The sequence below is a fragment of the Sorangium sp. So ce381 genome, assembly GCF_051473845.1.
GTDB lineage: Bacteria > Myxococcota_A > Polyangia > Polyangiales > Polyangiaceae > Sorangium > Sorangium atrum.
In genome coordinates this window covers 7,054,126-7,070,771 of sequence record NZ_CP150336.1, presented here as the reverse complement: position 1 = coordinate 7,070,771, position 16,646 = coordinate 7,054,126, and the positions used below count along the sequence as shown (strand labels likewise).

Below are 16,646 nucleotides of genomic sequence, written 5' to 3'. Positions count from 1 at the left end.
GGGGCTCCTGCTCGTCCAGCGGAGGCGAAGAGACTGCCGGGGCGCCGAGAGGAGCTCTCTCTCGCATGAAGCTCGCCTCTCTCCGCGGCCCCGGCCGTGATGGCACGCTCGTCGTCGTCCGCCGCGACGGCCTCGCCTACGCGCCCGCCGGCGCGGCCTTCCCCACGCTCCAGGCCGCGCTGGACGACTGGGAGCGCGCCGAGCCCGCGCTCCGCCGCATCGCCGACGATATCGAGCGCGGCGGCGCGGCGGTGACCCCGCTCGCCGTGGAAGCGCTCGCCGCGCCGCTTCCCCGCGCCTACGAATGGATCGACGGCTCGGCGTACATCCACCACATCGTGCTCGTGCGCAAGGCGCGCGGCGCCGAGCCCCCCGAGACGCTGACGACCGATCCGCTCGTGTACCAGGGCGGCTCCGGTGTCCTCCTCGGCCCGACCGACGACATCGTCCTGCGCGACGAGGCGTGGGGCCTGGATTTCGAGGCCGAGGTCTGCGTCGTCCTCGGCGACACCCCGCAAGGCACGCGCCGCGAAGAGGCCCACCGGCACATCCGCCTGTTCCTGCTGGCCAACGACGTGACGCTGCGCAACCTCGTGCCCGCCGAGCTCGCGAAGGGGTTCGGGTTCTTCTGCTCCAAGCCCGCCACCGCGTTCTCGCCGTTCGCGATCACGCCCGACGAGCTCGGCGGCGCGTTCGATGACGGGCGCGTCCACCTGCGGCTCCGCTCGACCTACAACGGCGCGCTCATCGGTGATCCCGAGGCCGGCCCGGAGATGCATTTCTCGTTCTTCGAGCTCATCGAGCATGTCACCAGGACCCGCAGCCTCACGGCGGGGACCCTCCTCGGCAGCGGCACCGTCTCGAACCGGGATCCGGCGCGCGGCGTGTCGTGCCTCGCCGAGAAGCGCATGCTCGAGACCCTCGCGCACGGCGCGGCCACGACGCCGTTCATGAAGGCAGGAGACACGATCATGATCGAGATGCTGAATCGCGCGGGAGAGAGCCTGTTCGGGCGCATCGCGCAGCGGGTGGTATCCGGATGAGCGCCTGCGAGCTCGATCTCGCGCCGCTCTCGACCCTGCTGCGGATCGAGGCGGAGCGCATGGCGCTGCCCGCCTTCCAGGCGGTCCACGCCGACCGCCAGGTCGATCCGGTCGCCTAGCTCGCCCTGCGTTACCCCCTCGCGACGGAGGATTCGAATGGCCAAGGTGGAGTCGATCGGCATCAAGCGGGTAGAGGCGCTGCACTACTACGTGCGCGACCTGGAGCGGAGCCGGAAGTTTTACACGGAGAAGCTCGATTTTCAGGAGATCGCCGCGAGCTCGTCGGAGCTCACGGCGGCGGCGGCGCAACAGTCGGTCGTCTTCCAGGCCGGCGAGTGCGTGGTCGTGTGCTCGCAGCCGATCGGCGAGGGCGGGCGGGCGTGGCGCTACCTGCGCAAGCACCCGGACGGCGTGGGCACGGTCATCTTCGAGGTGGAGGACATCGACCGCGCCTTCCGGCTGCTCGACGGCCGCGGGGGCACGCCGATCGACGAGATCCACAGGGCGACGGACGAGGGCGGCGCGTTCGCGTCGTTCTCGATCACGACCCCGTTCGGCGACACCACCTTTCGCTTCGTGGAGCGGCGCGGATATCGGGCGCTGTTCCCCGGCTGCGTGGCCTACGACGCACCGCGCGGCGGCGAGAACCGGTTCGGGATCACCCGGTTCGATCACATCACCTCGAACTTCCAGACGATGGCGCCCGCGCTGCTCTGGATGGAGCAGGTGCTCGGGCTCGAGCCGTTCTGGAAGATCGCGTTCCACACGAACGACGTCGCGAAGGGCGCCGATCACGGCTCGGGCCTGCGCTCGGCCGTGATGTGGGACCCGGCCTCGGGCGTGAAGTTCGCGAACAACGAGCCCTACCGGCCCTACTTCAAGAGCTCGCAGATCAACGTCTTCAACGAGGAGCACCGCGGCGACGGCGTGCAGCACGTGGCGCTCGCCGTGGAGGACATCCTCGCCGCCGTGCGTGCGATGCGCGAGCGGGGCGTGGAGTTCATGCCGACCCCGGCCGCCTATTACGACATGCTGCCCGAGCGCTTGCGGGAGCTCGGCATCGGGCAGATCGACGAGGACGCGGCGGCGCTGCGGGAGCTCGAGGTGCTCGTCGACGGTGACGGCGCGCGGTCCTATCTCCTCCAGATCTTTCTGAAGGAGTCGTCGGGCACGCACCGCGATCCCGACGCGGGGCCGTTCTTCTTCGAGCTCATCCAGCGGAAGGGGGATCGCGGCTTCGGCGCCGGCAATTTCCGGGCGCTGTTCGAGAGCATCGAGCGGCAGCAAAGAGCGGACGGGAGCGGCTGATGCTCGATCGCGTCGTCGCCGGGATCGTCCCGCCCAAGCACCACATCGCCCTCCGGAGCGAGGCGGGGGATCTCCGCTACGAGGAGTGCCTGACGCGGGCGGGCTTCGACGGCCCCTACACGATCGCCTACCACGAGCGCCGGCCGCACGAGCACCGGGTCGCGGAGGCCGCGCACGGCTTCACGCTGCCGGTCGCCGCGGCGGCGCGGCCGCTCGCCAAGCGGCACTACCGGTCGCAGGATCTGCCGCGGCGGGGCGGGCCCGCTGTCGACCGCCGCGTGCCGCTGCTCTTCAACGACGACGTGGTGATCGGGCTCGTCCAGCCGGACGCGGCCGATCCTGTGTACTTCGCGAACGCCGACGCCGACGAGCTGTTCTTCATCTTCCACGGGGGCGGCGTCCTGCGCACGATGCTCGGCGATCTGCGCTTCGAGCAGGACGACTACGTCGTCATCCCGAAGGGGCTCTTCTACCGCTTCCTCCCGGACGCCGCGCCCCAGCGCTGGCTCTCGATCGAGGCCGAGGACATCCATATCCCGCGCAAGTGGCGCAACGAGGTCGGCCAGCTGCGGATGGACGCGCCGTACTCCCACCGCGATTTCCGGCGGCCCACGTTCGTCGGCCCCCTCGACGAGGGCATCCGCGCGCTCGTCGTGAAGCGCGGCGGCGCCTTCCACGGCTTCGCCCTCGAGCGCTCGCCGCTCGACGTCGTGGGCTGGGACGGGACGGTGTACCCGTTCGCGTTCCCGATCCTGCGCTTCCAGGCGCGCGTCGGGCTCGTGCACCTGCCTCCGGACTGGCACGGGACGTTCGCCGCGCGGGGCGCCCTCGTCTGCAGCTTCGTGCCGCGCCCGGTCGACTTCCACCCGGAGGCGATCCCGTGCCCGTACCCGCACTCGTCGGTCGATTGCGACGAGTTCCTGTTCTACTGCCGCGGCAATTTCACCTCGCGCCGCGGCGTCGGCCCCGGCAGCATCTCGCACCACCCCGCCGGCGTCCCGCACGGTCCGCACCCCGGCGCGTACGAGGCGAGCCTCGGGGCCCGCGAGACGAGCGAGCTCGCGGTCATGCTCGACACGATCCGCCCGCTCTCGGCCACCGCGGCCGCGCTCGCGGTGGAGGAGCCGGGCTACCAGGACAGCTTCATCGCGGGCCCATAGCGGGGTCACGCGCTCGGCCGACGACCTTCTCGTTGGATTCTAGCACGAGCCGGACGCCGTGAATCGACAGGGACAGGCGATGACGCGCTACTCGCGGTGCCACACCACGATGGCGAGCGTCAGCGAGCCCAGCACGCCCGTGACGTAGATCGCGGCGGCGTGCTCCGGGAAGACCGCGGCGGCCGCCGAGCACGCCGCGCAGAGGGCGGCGGCTATCCAGCTCGCCCTCGGCAGGCTCGGCGCGGCCGTCGCGTGGACGGTCGCGAAGAGGAGCAGGTTCGTCGCGAGCGCGCGCTCCACGGGCTCGTCCGTGATCACGGCGAGCGCCCGGTGAAGGAGCATCGCGACGAGCAGCACCTTCACCACGTGGCCGATCCGCCGGTTCACCGCGCTCTTCGAGAGAGGGCGGCGGAACACCCGGAGCAGCGTGAGCCCCGCGAGCGCCGTGACGCAGCCCATCGCGAACAGGTCCACGGGGCGGACCACCGGGACGACGCGGCCGATGCCCACCGTCGCCATCACGACGCCGAGAGCGCCGATCAGGAGGCCGAAGCGGATGCGCTCGCGCCTGGAGACCGTGAGATCGAACTCGGAGCTCCTCGCCAGCTCATCGGCGAGGACGCTCAGCAGATCGTCGAGCCTCGGCCACCGCTCCTCGGGCCGGGCGCGGAGCCCGCGCGCGAGCGCGCCCCGGACCCGCGCCGGTACCTTCGAGCCGGCCGGCGCCGGCCTCAGGAGATCGCGCCGCGCCCCGTCGAGCCGCGCTCGGACGTCCTCCCCCTCGAACGGCGGCTCCCCGTAGAGCGCCTCGTAGAGCGTCGCGCAGAAGCTCCACTGATCGCTCCTCGCCGTCGCCGGCCTCCGCTCGGCCTGCTCGGGGGCCATGTACGCGGGCGTCCCCATGAACGCGCTCCCGGCCGTGAGCTGCGCGCGGAGCGCGTCCTCCCCGGGGATCTCGGCGCCGGAGCCCCCGCCGGAGAGGGGCCGGTCCTCCTCGACATGGAGGCGCGCGAGCCCGAAATCGGCGATGCGCGCCCGGCCGTCCTTGCCGATCAGGATGTTGTCCGGCTTGACGTCGCGGTGGACGAGCCCCTCCTGGTGCGCCGCCGCGAGGCCGCGGCCGGCCTGGATCCCCGCGGCGAGCGCGGCCTCCCACGCGCGGGGCTGCTCGCCGCGCAGGTCGCGGAGCGTCCGGCCGTCGACGAACTCCATCGCCACGAACACGCCCCGCTCGTGCTCGCCGATCTCGTAGATGGGGACGACGTTCGGGTGCGAGAGCCTGGCCATCACCTGCGCCTCGCGCACGAGGCGGGCCCGATCCTCGGGATCGAACCCCCCCGGCGCGATGAGCTTGAGGGCGACGCGGCGGTCGAGCTCCGCGTCGTAGGCCGAATAGACGACGCCCATCCCGCCCTGGCCGGCCTTGGCGAGCACCGTGAACCGCCCGATGCGCGCGCCGGGGCTCAGCGATTCGTCGCGGTCCGGGAGGGCGATTGCGGCGCCTTTCAAGAACCCGTCCGGCTGCGCGCCGTCGCTCCGGAGCAGGCTCCACACCTCCCGGAGGAGCTCAGGGCGGCCCGCGCACCGGGCCTCCAGGAACGCCCGGCGGCGGTCGTGGCGCTCGTCGAGCGCCGCCTCGAAGAGCGCCTCTACCTCGCTCGGATCAAGGAGCGGGCTCATCTCCGCCGTGGAGCGCCCGGTAGAGCCACGCCTTCGCGAAGCGCCAGTCGCGCTCGACCGTGCGCGTCGTCACGCCCGAGAGCTCGGCGATCTCGTCCTCGGTCAGGCCCGCGAAGTAGCGCAGCATCACGATCTCGGCCTTGCGCGGGTGCTCCTGGCTCATCTTGCGCAGGGCCTCGTCGAGGGCGAGGAGGTCCTCGACGGGGAGATCGAGCGCGAGGGGCAGCTCGTGGATGTCCTCCTCGGGGGCGCGCTCCCGATCGCCGCCCCGCTTCCGGGCGGCCTTGTGACGCGCATAATCAACGAGGAGGTCGCGCATGGCCTGGGAGGCGGCGCCGAAGAAATGAGCGCGGCTCTGGAAGCGGGCCTCGCCGTCCCGGAAGAGCTTCTCGTACGCCTCGTGGACGAGCGCGGTGGGGCCGAGGGTCTGCCCGGCGCGGAGGTGGCGGACGCGGGCCAGCGCGATCGTCTTGAGCTCGGCATAGACGGCGCGGAGGAGGGCGTCTGCGGCGTCCTTCTGGCCCTCCTGGGCGGCGTGCAGGAGGCCCGTGATGGCCTCGCCGGCGCTCGGTCCGGGGGCGCGTCGATCGCTCGCGTTCATGGGGGGCGCCTCGCTCAGGCCGGAGCGTACACCATACGGCCGGGCCGACGAGCCCGACCGCGCGCCGCGCCGTGACAACAGTCCGGGGCGGGACGCCGGCGCGCCGCGCCGTCCCGCCGGCCGACCGGCGGCAGCCGTCAAGGGACCATGCTCGCCCGCCGCGGAGCCCCGCCCCAGCGGCCAAGCCGGGCGGCGCCGCGGTGGCCCCCTCGACGTCGCGGTCACCTCGACGCTGGAGGTGCTCGGCGTCGCAGCGTCGATGATCGGGTGCGACGAGATCTTCAGTCTGTTCATCCCTGCGCAGCGACCCTCCAGGAGCGTCCGCGCTTCAGCGAGTGTCCGAATCGAAGATGGATATCGCGTGTTTTGTGAGTTGCGCGACTCCGCCGTGCGGAGTAGTAAGCAGGGCTTTCCGCGAGCTCGCGATCGCTCGGCCGGGCGAGGAGCCGTCGCCGAGCGCAGATTGCCGCGGAACGCTCTATTGGCGGCAGCTCCGCGTTGCCGCTTCGACGCGGGCGATGAGCGCGAGCGCGAGCGTGTGCTCGACGGAGCGCCCAGCCCAAGGAGGTAGGATGCGTTCCTTACGAGCGAACATCGTTTATATTGCACCACTCTTCGCTGCCCTGACCGCGCTTTCGGCGTGCTCGCAAGGACCGGAGCTCGACCTGGCGCCGCTCGCCGAGGGCCACGATCGCGCGCTCGGGAGCGTGGTGAAGAGTGGAGTCGCGCTGTCGACTCGCGCCGCGGGCCTCGGCGCGCCCGCGACGCTCGAAGACCGCGCGCGGGCGACGATCGCCGAGCGACCGATGGCCCTCTGGTCGGAATACGCGCCGCCGATCCGGACGATCGGAGAGAACGTTCAGGTCAACGATCCGGCGCTCGACAAGATTTATAAGTTTCGCACCAACCCGCCGACACGCCCCTTCGTCCTGGTGACCCAGAGCGAGACCTCGATCGCCGCGCATGACCACAACATCGTTGTTGCCTACAACACGTCCGCCGGCGTGACGCCTGTTCTGGTCGACAACACCATCGTGCCCAAAACTTTTTTTGGCTCCGGCTTCTCGACCTCGAACGACGGCGGCGTGACCTGGAAGAGCGGCTTCATTCCTCCGCTGCCCGGGAGCACGACCACGCTCGGTGATGCTGTCGTGCGCGAGGATCGCCGTGGGGTCTTCCATTTCGCCGGGCTCACCGCGGACGCGGAGGGCCGGCTGGGTGTGCAGGCCAACAGGTCGACCGACGGCGGCCGAACATGGAGCGAGGCGGTGCTCGTGGCCCAGGACGACGGCGCCGACAAGAGCTGGCTGGCCGTGGGCCCCGACCCGGTGCGCCGGCGCCGGGACAACCTCTACGTGACCTGGACCAGCTACCAGCCCCCGGAGGCGCCCGTCCGGACCGAGCTCCGTTTCGCGCGCTCGACCGACGGCGGTGAGACCTGGACATCCAAGGTCGTCTTCGCCCCCGAAGCGAACCCGGATCCCACGCTGCCGCAGAACGCGATCCAGTTCACGAACCCCGTCGTGGATCGCCACGACGGCACGCTCTACCTGCCATTCCTTCAGTACAGCGGTTCGGACGCCGATTTCATCCGGATGCTGGTGTCCCGTGACGCCGGCGAGACGTTCGAGTTTGTGGAGTTCAATCTCGCGGGAGCCCCGGACCCGACCCTCCTGCCCGTGGTTCAGCCCGGCGAGCTCATCGATTGCGGCAACGTCGGCGGTCCCCGCCTGGCCATCACCGACGGGCCGCGCCGCAGGGGGCGATTCGGTCTGCCCACCTACGTGCACGCCTCGCGCCTCATCGTTCAGCCGACGCTCGCGGTGCGCCGCGGTATCGTTTACCTGGCCTGGTCGGCCTCCACCAGCGAGATCTTCGGCGAAGCGGGATCGGGCTCGAACGTCTTCCTCATTCGCTCGGATGACCGCGGGCGGACGTGGACGTCGCCGATCCCCGTCACCTCCGGGGCCGGGGAGAACATCCATCACGTGCTCCCGGCCGTGACCATCGGCAAGCGCCGGAGCGACGTGCACATCGTTTACTATACGCAGAACCGCGACAGGTCCGTTGACGTGGAGATGGCGAGCTCGTTCGAATACGGGGAATCCTTCGGCGAGGGCGACAGGCAACAGGTGACGGACACCTCCTTCCGCCTCTCGCCGACGAACATCCCGCTGGACGTGCCTGTCGGTGCCAACTACCCGACGACGAACTTCGATCGGGTCGTCGCGCCCTGTTACAACCTCGGCGAGTATCTCGACGTCACGTCGGAGCGGCAGAGGCTCTATTCGGCCTGGGGAGACCTGCGCAATCTCATCACGGAGCCCAGGAGCCCCGCGGACCCGATCGCGGGTCAGACGCACTCGCAGGCGGACGTCTTCTTCCAGGCCTTCAAGGCGCGCTGAGCGCGCGTCGTACGGCGCTCCATCGGCGCCTCGCCGTGCTCATCGCGCCGCCGGTGATCGTCACTTCGCCTTGCGCTTGCCCTGCCGCGACTTTTGCTCGGTCCGCTCGTGCGCCGGCGCCTTCTCGGGCCGCGTGGCCAGGGCCACGACGCGGCCGAGCTCCTCGCGGAGCGCGTCGGCCCTGCCCTCGCCGAGCTGCTCCCGGACGTGCTTCTGCGTCCGCTCCCACAGCGGGAACGCCGCCTCGATGGCGCGCTCGCCCTGGCGCGTCAGGCAGATGATCCGGACGCGCGCGTCGTCGGGCGCCCGCGCCACGCGGAGAAGGCCCGCCTTCTCGAGCGGCACGAGGTTCCTCGTGAGCGTCGTGCGATCCATGACGAGCCCGTCCGCGAGCGCGCTGAGCTGCACGCCCCCGTCGCCGCACGTCGCGACCGCGGCGAGCATCGTGAGCTGCGTCGACTGGAGCCCCACCGCGCGCAGGCTGTCGTCGTAGAGCCGCGTCAGCGCGCGCGACGCGCGGCGGACACGCACGAGGGCGCACTGGCTCGCGATGATCTGGGCGGCGCGGGCAAAATCAGTCACCAGTGTATCTACACCGTTTCGACCGGGTCCGTCAAATCGCGGCCAGGATCGCGTCTTGACATCCGTTCAGGTGTAGCTACACCTATCTCGTCCTCGACGACGTGGATCCGCCTCGTCTGCTCGACCGCCTGCTCGGCGTCGGCGGTCCTGGCGGCCCCGGCGCGCGCTGGCCGATCCATCGATCGATCGGTCGGCAGTCGCCTGGGCCATGGCGGCGTTGAGGCGAGCATCGCGGCATCACCCGCGCGGACGGGGGCCATGGGCCTGCGGCGCGCTCTGCGCATTTACGTGTAGGTACACTTATTCGAACAGCCCGAGCGGCGCAACGGTGAGGAGCGCACGGAGCATCGGCTGGCACGCGGTGCCAGGCGTGCGTCGACGCCGCGCGTGGGCGGGCTGCGTGGAGAGGATCTATGGGCGAGTTCTTCGTCGTTCCGTACTGCGTGAAGTTCGAGGACAGCATGGCCTATGGCAGCCATCACTACCTCACCAACTTCCGCTTCCAGTGCATCGCGCGCGAGACGCTCTACTTCGCCGAGGCCGCGGACGGCACGCTCCCGCACGAGGAGGATCGCGCCGCGATCCGGCTGCTCACCACCGAGGGGTACAGCCGGAACCTCGCGCCGGTGCGCGTGGGCGAGCGCGTCGCGATCTTCATGACCCTCGGCGCCGTGACGCGCTCGAGCGCGTACGGCTACTTCCGCACGGTCCGCTTCGACGGCGAGCCCGTGGCGTGCGGCTACCAGCGCATCGTCGCCGTCTCCTCGGCGAGCGACGAGCTCGCGCCGCTGCCCAGATCGGTGACGGCGCACGTCGGGGCCCTCGACGAGCGCGTGCCGCACCAGCGCTTCGTCGAGCTCTGCCTGCGCGGCGGCTCCGCGCTGCGCGAGCTCTTCCCCGAGCGCCTGCTCCGGCACACCGCCGAGGTCGCGCGGGGGCCGCTCCACGAGGCGCGCCCGCACCGGGCGCGGTGGGGCGCGGAGGACGCGGCGACCGCGGCGGGGCGCTCGGAGGAGGCCGCGGCGGGGCGCTCCGGGGAGGCCGCGGCGGGCGTGGACGGCGCCGGCGTCGCCGGCAAGATCGCGCTGCTCCTGCCGGGCCAGGGCTCGTTCGACCTCCGGCTCCTGCGAGCGCTCCACGCGCGCTTTGACGCCGCGCGCGAGGCCGTCGCCGCGGCCGAGCCCGCGGCGCGCGAGCTGCTCGGCGCCTCGCTCGCGGCGCTCGTGACCGCCGGCGAGGCGGAGGCGCGGGCCGCCCTCGAGGCGTGCGTCGACCTCGATCAGCTCGGGATCGTCGTCCAGGACCACATCGCCGTCGCGCTGCTCCGGTCCGCCGGGCTCGAGCCGGACGTCGTGGCGGGGCACAGCCTCGGGGAGATCGCCGCGCTGGCCGCGGGCGGCGCGTTTCCCCTCGCGACGGCCGCCGAGGTCGTGTGCCGCCGGGTGCTCGCCCTCCGCGGCGCTCCGCCCGGCCGCATGCTCGCTGCCCACACCGGCGCGGAGCGCCTGCGCGACGAGGTGCATGCGCTCGGCCGGGACGACGTGTTCGTCGCGGTGGTCAACGCGGCCGATCAGGCGGTCGCGTCGGGCACGGCGGACGGCATCGCCGCGCTCGAGCGGCGGCTCGCGGGCGCCGGCGTTCGCGCGACGGTGCTCGCGAGCCGCTACGCCTTCCACTCGCCGCTGCTCGCGCCGGCGGTCGGTCCGTTCGCGAGCGCCCTCCGGGGCGCCGGCGCGGCGCGGCCCGCGGTGGCCACGTACTCGCCGATCGATCGCGTCCACTACGGCGACGGCCCGCTCGCGCCCGCGCGCCTGCTCCCCATGCACCTCGTGACGCCGCTCGACTTCGAGGCGGCCGTGCGCGACCTCCACGCGGCGGGGGTCCGCACCTTCGTCGAGTGCGGCGGCGGCGGCGCCCTGACCGCGCTCGCGCGGCGGAGCGCGCCGCCCGGGCCCGATCTGCGGGTGATCTCGACGTTCCGCGCCGGAGAGGACGTCGTGGCCGAGCACCGGCGCGTGATCGACGCGCTGCGCGCCGCGGGGCGCGCGCTCACGGCGGTCGCGCCGCTCCCGGAGGAGGCGGCGGACGGCCGCCGCCCGCGCGAGGCCGCGAGCCCCGCCGCCGCCGCGAGCTCCGCGAACCCCGCCGCCGCGAGCCCGCGCGAGGACGACGCCGCCGCTGCGGGTGCCACGCCGATCGCGATCGTGGGCATGGGCGCGGTGCTGCCGGGGGCCGGCGGCGTCGACGCCTACCTCGCGCAGCTGCTCGCGGGCACGTGCGGGATCGCCGACACCGGCGAGCGGCACCCGGAGCTCGCGACCGACTTCCTGAGCCGCGGCCGCGCCGCTGACAAGACGTACAGCCTGCTGGTCGGCACGGTCGACGCCCTGGGCCCGTACGCCGAGCAGACGGGTTACGACGCGCGCACGCTCGAGCGGCTGCCCAAGACGGCCCGGATGCTGGCGTGCGCGCTCGCCGAGGCCCGATCACACGCGGCCGTGCTCCGGGACGGCGCGCCCCCGCGGATCGTGTGCCTCCTCGGGTCCACCGCCGACGGCTCGATCGAGCACGACGAGGCCACGCTGCTGCTCGGCGTCGAGCGCGCGCTCGACCGCGCCGCCGCGGACGAGGCGGCCCGCGCCGCCGCGGCGGACGCGCTGGCGGCCGAGCTCGGGCTCGACGCCGGGCGGCGCGCGGCGTGCCGCGGCCACCTCGAGCCGCTCGCGCGCGTCGTGCGCGACGTGGTGGGGGAGGGCGCGCGCACCGTCGTCGTCGACGCGGCCTGCGCGTCGTCGATGCACGCGGTGCACCTGGGCGCCGCGATGCTTCGCCGCGGCCTCGCCGACGTCGTGATCGCCGGCGGCGCCTACCAGCCCGGCCCGACGAACGCGTGCCAGTTCTCGCAGTTCGGCGGGCTCTCCGCGACCGGCAGCCGCCCCTTCGACGCGTCCGCGGACGGCGTCGTGTTCGGCGAGGGCGCCGCGGTCGTCGTGCTCGAGCGGCTCGACGACGCCCGATCGCGGGGCGATCGCGTCGACGCCGTGCTCCTGGGCAGCGGCCTGTCGAGCGACGGCCCGAGCCCGTCGGTCACGGTGCCGCAGCGCCGCGGGCAGGCCCTGGCGATGCGGCGCGCCCACGCGCGGGCCGGCATCGAGGCGCGGAGCGTTCAGTACGTCGAGGCGCACGCCACGGCGACGCCGGTCGGCGACGCCACCGAGTTCCAGGCGCTCGCCGAGGTGTTCGCGAGCGACGCGGGCGCCCCGCGCATCACCCTGGGCAGCGTCAAGTCGCTGCTCGGCCACACGGGCTGGACCGCGGGCGTCGCGTCGCTCATCAAGGTCGTGCTCGCGATCCGCGAGCGCACGCTCTTCCCGCAGCACGGGTTCCAGGCGCCGAGCGCGCGCATCGATCTGGCGCGCTCGCCGTTCGCCATCCCGACGGCGGCCGCCCCCTGGACCTCCGAGGGCGGCGCCCCGCTGCGCGCCGCGCTCGACAGCTTCGGCTTCGGCGGCACCAACGCCCACCTCGTCGTCGAGGAGCACCGCCCCGACCGCCACCCCGCGCGTCCGCGCCCGCGCGGAGGATGCCGCGGGCTGTGTGTCGTCGGGCTCGGGGCCGTGTTCCCAGCCACAGGCGGCGCGCCCGCGGGCGCCCCCTCGGACGTGCTCGCGTTCGACGAGGGCGCGCTCCGGCTGCCGGCCCGCGCGCCGGTCCTCCCGGACGCCCTCGAGGCCATGGACCCGACGCAGCTGCTCGCGGCGATGGCCGCGGAGGAGGCGCTCGCGGCGCTGCCCGCGCGCGAGCTCTGCGAGCGCATCGGCGTCGTCGTCGGCCACGAGGGCAAGACGCGCCGCGGCGCCCGCGCCAACGAGCGCATCTTCGCCGACCGCGTGGCGCGGGCGCTCCGCGCGCGCGGCGTCAGCCCCGCGCTGGCCTCCGCGACGGCCGACGCGCTCCGCGCGGGCTCGCCCGCGACGGGGCCGTACACGCAGCCGGGCAACATGCCCAACGTCATCTCCGGGCGCGTCGCCAACGTCTTCGGCCTGCGCGGGCCGAACTTCGTCGTCGACACCTCGGCGACCTCGCTGCTCGACGCCCTCGCGGCCGCCGATCTCGTGCTCGACGACGACTGCGACGTCGTGCTCGCGGGGGCCGTCAACGCCTTCAGCGACGACGTCGCGCGGGGCGCGTCCGCTACCCATGACCCGCGGCCGGTGGGCGAGGCGGCGCTGCTGGTCGCGCTGTGCACCGAGGACACCGCCGCGCGCCACGCCTGGCCGGTGCTCGCTCGCCTGCACCTCGTCGCCGGCGCGGCGGATGGCGTCGCCGGCGCGGCGGGGCGCGGCCCCTCCGCCCGCGAGCTCGCGGTCGGCGGATCGGGCGCACGGCTGCGCGGGGCCGAGGGCGCCGTCGAGCTCCACGCGGCCATCCGCGGCGCGCGCGCGCACGGCGCCGCGCTGGTCCGCTGGCCGTCCGATCCCCGCGCCGTCCAGGTCACGCCCCCCGAGTCCGCGTCCGTCGCGCCGGCGCGAGCGGCCTCGGGCTTCGCGACGGGCACGCCGATCCACGGCTTCGTCCCCGAGATCGCCCCCGCGCCGGCGGCGGGGCCGGCGGCGCGCGTCCCGTCCCGCGTCCTCTACGTCTGCACCGACGCGGCGCTCGCCGCGGAGGTGCGGCGCGCCGCTCGCTCCGACGAGGAGCGCGCGCGCATCCTCGCGCTCGCCGTCGAGGATGCGCCCGACACGGCCGAGCCCGGTAGCCCGCGCGACCTCGCGGCGCCGGGGGCCGAGGCGTCCGGCGGTGCGCCCTCGCTCGACGCCCGCGATGAAGCGCGGCTCGGCGCGTCGTTCGCGGCCCTGGCCCCCGAGGACGTCGACGCGGTCGTCGTGCTCACCCGCGCCACGGACGCGCTCGCGTTCGTCGACGGCGCGCCGGGCTCGTACAGGCCCGTGCTGCGCGCGCTGTTCGGCGCTGCGCGCCGCTACCACGACGCCATCGCGCGCGGCGAGGTGGCCTTCGCCGCCGTCGTCGCCTCCGCCGTGGACCTCCACGGGCGGCTCGCGCCCGTGAGCGGCGCGGTCGGCGGCTTCGTGAAGTCCCTGGCGCGCGAGCTCCCGGGCGGCGACGTGCGCGTCGTCCACACCGACGCGCGCGACGTCGCGGCCGCGCTCGGCGCGCTCTCCGAGGAGTGGCGGCGCGCCCGGCCGGCCGTTCCCGAGGAGGTCGTCGATCTCGGCGGCGCGCGGCACACCGTGCAGCTCGCCCGCGCCTCCGCGAGGCCGCGCGCGCGCGCCGTGCCGCAGCTCGGCGCCGATTCGGTCGTGCTCGTGACGGGCGGCGCGCGCGGCATCACGGCGGAGCTCGTCGAGGGCCTGCTCGACCGCTTCGGCTGCCGCGCCGTGCTCCTCGGCCGCTCGCGGCTGGAGGACGCTTCGGCCCGCGCGCTCGCGATGACCGACGCGGAGTTCGACGCGTACGAGCGAGACTTCTACGCCGAGGCCCTGCGCGAGACCCCCGGCCTGCGGATGGGCGTCCTGCGCGAGCGCTACGCGCGCCTCCGCGCGGCGCGCGAGGCGCACCGGGTCCTCGCCCAGCTGCGCGCCGGGGGCGCGGGCGGCCGCGTCGTCGACTACCACGCCGTCGACGTGACGCGCGGCGCGGACGTCGACCGCGCCGTCGCGGCGGTCGCGGCGGCGTACGGCCGGGTCGATCTGGTCGTGCACGGCGCCGGCATCCAGGTGTCGAGCCGGCTCACGTCGAAGTCGCTGGAGCTGTTCGAGCGGATCGTCGACACGAAGCTCGCCGGCCTCGCCCACCTCCGCCGCGCCCTCGCGCGCCACCTGCCCGACGCGCGCCCGCACGTCCACCTCGTCACGTCGGCGTTCAGCGTCCTCGGCAACGACGGGCAGCCGGATTACGGCGCGGCCAACGAGGCGATGAACCGCGCCGCGGCGTACTTCGCCGCCGAGGCGGGCGCAGGCCCGTGGTCGAGCATCGCGTGGCTCGGCTGGAACGGCGTCGGCATGACCGCCGGGTCCGAGTACAGCGCGCTCGGCGCGGCGCGCGGGCTCCGGGGTGTCGAGCCGGAGGAGGGGAGGCGGATCTTCCTCGACCTCGTCGCCGAGCCGCCCGCCGGCGCGGCCCAGGTCCTGCTCAGCGACGGCGAGATCGAGCGCTTCGCCCCGCGCATCGTCGCGGCGGACGCGGCGGACGGCGCGCCGGGGAGCGCGCCCGCGAGCGTGTGGACGCTCGATCCGCGCGTCGATCCGTGGCTCTCCGACCACAGGGCGCGCTCGAGCGCCGTCGCGGCCGGGGCGTTCCTCGTCGACCTGGCCGTCCGGCACGCGCTCGCGACCTCCGGCGGCGAGGCGCTCGTCCGCGAGGTCCGCGACGTGCGCTTCCTCGAGTTCCTGCGCCTCGCCGACGACGCGCCGCGCGCCGTGCGCGCGGTGACGACCCGCCGGGAGCAGCTCGCCGGCGGCTGCCTCGCGTGCGCCGTCGAGGTGCGCGGCGACTTCGTCCACCGGTCGGGCGTGACCCTCCGCGCCGGCGTGGTCTTTGCGACGTGCGTGGTCGAGCTCGGCCCGAGCCACGTCCGCCGTGACGGCCTCGCTCCGCGGCACGCCGGGCGGATCGACGGGCCCCTGGTGCGCGACCCGTACGCGAGCCCTGGCTCGCCGGTCCGGCACGCGGGCTGGTTCGATCACCTCGGCACCTTCGTGCTCGGGGCCGCGCTCAAAGAGGCCCGGTTCCGCCTCCCGACCGACGGCGCCCTCGCGCGGCAGCGCGCGGCCGCCACGCCGTTCCTCCTGCTCGACGCGCTCCTGTCGCTGGGCACGCTGCGCCGCGACGAGGCGGGCGCGTTCCCGGTGTGCGCCGCGGGCGGCGTCGACCGGATCCGCTTCGGGACGGCGGCCAACGACCTCGCGCTCCGCGACGCAGGCGTCCCCATCCGGCTCGTCGCTGCGGTCCCGACCGCGGCCGGCGACCGCGTCCTCGGCGCGTGGGCGCAGGCGCTCGACCCCTCGGGCGGCGTGCTTCTGGAGGTCGAGGGGCTCGGGGGGCTCGTCATGGGGCGCGTGGCCGCGGACGCCCGCACGGCGACGCTGACCCTGGGGGCGCCGTGACGCCGCCGCTCGCGATCGCGGTCGCGCGGGCGGACGCCGAGGCCGCGGCGCGCGTCGAGCCCTACCTGACGGCCAGCGAGCGCCGCGCGTGCGCCGCGCAGCGCGTCGCGGCCCGGCGGGCGCAGTCCGCGTGCGCGCGCGTCGCGGCGAAGTGGCTGCGCCTCGAGCTCGCCGCCGGCCGCGGCGCGCCGCTCGTCGCGCTGGACGCGGCCGCGCTCGAGGCGCACCCGCGCGCGGACTACCTCGCCTGCGCGGTGACGGGACCGTGCGGCCGTCGCCCGCGATTCGAGGACGGCGCGTTCGCGCTGTCGCTCTCGCACGCGGGCGAGCTCGCGGCGGCCGCGGTCACCACGGCGCGCGCGGTCGGCGTCGACGTGGAGCGGGTCGAGGCGCGCGCGGCGGCCTTCGCCGACGAGCACTTCACCCCGCGCGAGCGCGAGGGCCTCGAGCGCGGCGCCGCGGCGGGCGCCCCGCGCGCCGCGCTCGAGACGTTGCTCTGGAGCGCCAAGGAGGCGCTCTACAAGACGGGGGCGCTCGGGCTGCCGGCGCGGTTCTCGTTCCGGGACATCGACGTCGCGTTCTCGCCGGCGGACGCGCGCCTGGCGCAGCCCTCGGTCCGCTCCTTCGCGCTGGGCGCGCGGGGCGGGCAGTTCTTTGGCCGGGCCGTGCTGACCGGTGCGTTCGCGCTCGTCGCGGCCGTCCCCGTCCCGCCGGTCGCGGCTCTCGGATGAATGGAACTC

At 74.4% G+C, this 16,646-nt stretch carries 10 protein-coding genes; 7 read left to right on the top strand and 3 right to left on the bottom strand.

The window, feature by feature from the left end; all coding sequences use genetic code 11:
* Positions 1-65: 65 nt before the first annotated feature.
* From WMF29_RS26350 to WMF29_RS26335, 4 genes are read left to right on the top strand one after another with little or no spacing between them, the layout of a single operon-like run.
* Complete coding sequence (locus WMF29_RS26350) at positions 66-1,043, top strand: fumarylacetoacetate hydrolase family protein (protein WP_437322899.1); 978 nt, start codon at positions 66-68, stop codon at positions 1,041-1,043.
* Positions 1,040-1,162 (top strand): hypothetical protein, encoded by a 123-nt coding sequence (locus WMF29_RS26345; protein ID WP_437322898.1) that lies wholly within the window; start codon positions 1,040-1,042, stop codon positions 1,160-1,162. The genes WMF29_RS26350 and WMF29_RS26345 overlap by 4 nt, the downstream gene beginning before the upstream one ends.
* Positions 1,163-1,199: 37 nt before the next feature.
* On the top strand, positions 1,200-2,351 hold the full coding sequence (locus WMF29_RS26340) for a 4-hydroxyphenylpyruvate dioxygenase family protein (RefSeq protein WP_437322897.1): 1,152 nt from the start codon (positions 1,200-1,202) through the stop codon (positions 2,349-2,351).
* Positions 2,351-3,511 (top strand): homogentisate 1,2-dioxygenase, encoded by a 1,161-nt coding sequence (locus tag WMF29_RS26335; protein WP_437322896.1) that lies wholly within the window; start codon positions 2,351-2,353, stop codon positions 3,509-3,511. Before WMF29_RS26340 ends, WMF29_RS26335 begins: the two co-directional genes overlap by 1 nt.
* Positions 3,512-3,598: 87 nt before the next feature.
* Here the strand turns inward: WMF29_RS26335 and WMF29_RS26330 are convergent, their stop codons facing one another.
* Both WMF29_RS26330 and WMF29_RS26325 read right to left on the bottom strand, forming a co-directional pair.
* Complete coding sequence (locus tag WMF29_RS26330; protein ID WP_437322895.1) at positions 3,599-5,191, bottom strand: serine/threonine-protein kinase; 1,593 nt, start codon at positions 5,189-5,191, stop codon at positions 3,599-3,601.
* A complete protein-coding gene (locus WMF29_RS26325) occupies positions 5,175-5,792 on the bottom strand; it encodes an ECF-type sigma factor (protein WP_272093784.1) in 618 nt (205 codons plus the stop codon). Before WMF29_RS26325 ends, WMF29_RS26330 begins: the two co-directional genes overlap by 17 nt.
* Before the next feature lie 518 nt (positions 5,793-6,310).
* Between WMF29_RS26325 and WMF29_RS26320 the strand changes: the two genes are divergently transcribed.
* Entirely contained in the window at positions 6,311-8,197 is a 1,887-nt protein-coding gene (locus tag WMF29_RS26320) for a hypothetical protein (protein ID WP_437322894.1), read from the top strand.
* Between the two features lie 60 nt (positions 8,198-8,257).
* Here WMF29_RS26320 and WMF29_RS26315 read toward each other — a convergent pair whose 3' ends face one another.
* Positions 8,258-8,779 (bottom strand): MarR family winged helix-turn-helix transcriptional regulator, encoded by a 522-nt coding sequence (locus WMF29_RS26315; RefSeq protein ID WP_437322893.1) that lies wholly within the window; start codon positions 8,777-8,779, stop codon positions 8,258-8,260.
* A 413-nt stretch (positions 8,780-9,192) separates the two neighbouring features.
* On the opposite strand from WMF29_RS26315, the gene WMF29_RS26310 reads away from it, so the two are divergent.
* Both WMF29_RS26310 and WMF29_RS26305 read left to right on the top strand, forming a co-directional pair.
* Positions 9,193-15,906 (top strand): SDR family NAD(P)-dependent oxidoreductase, encoded by a 6,714-nt coding sequence (locus tag WMF29_RS26310; RefSeq protein WP_437322892.1) that lies wholly within the window; start codon positions 9,193-9,195, stop codon positions 15,904-15,906.
* Positions 15,903-16,637, top strand: coding sequence for a 4'-phosphopantetheinyl transferase family protein (locus WMF29_RS26305; protein WP_437322891.1), 735 nt, complete (start codon positions 15,903-15,905; stop codon positions 16,635-16,637). The genes WMF29_RS26310 and WMF29_RS26305 overlap by 4 nt, the downstream gene beginning before the upstream one ends.
* Positions 16,638-16,646 lie beyond the last annotated feature (9 nt).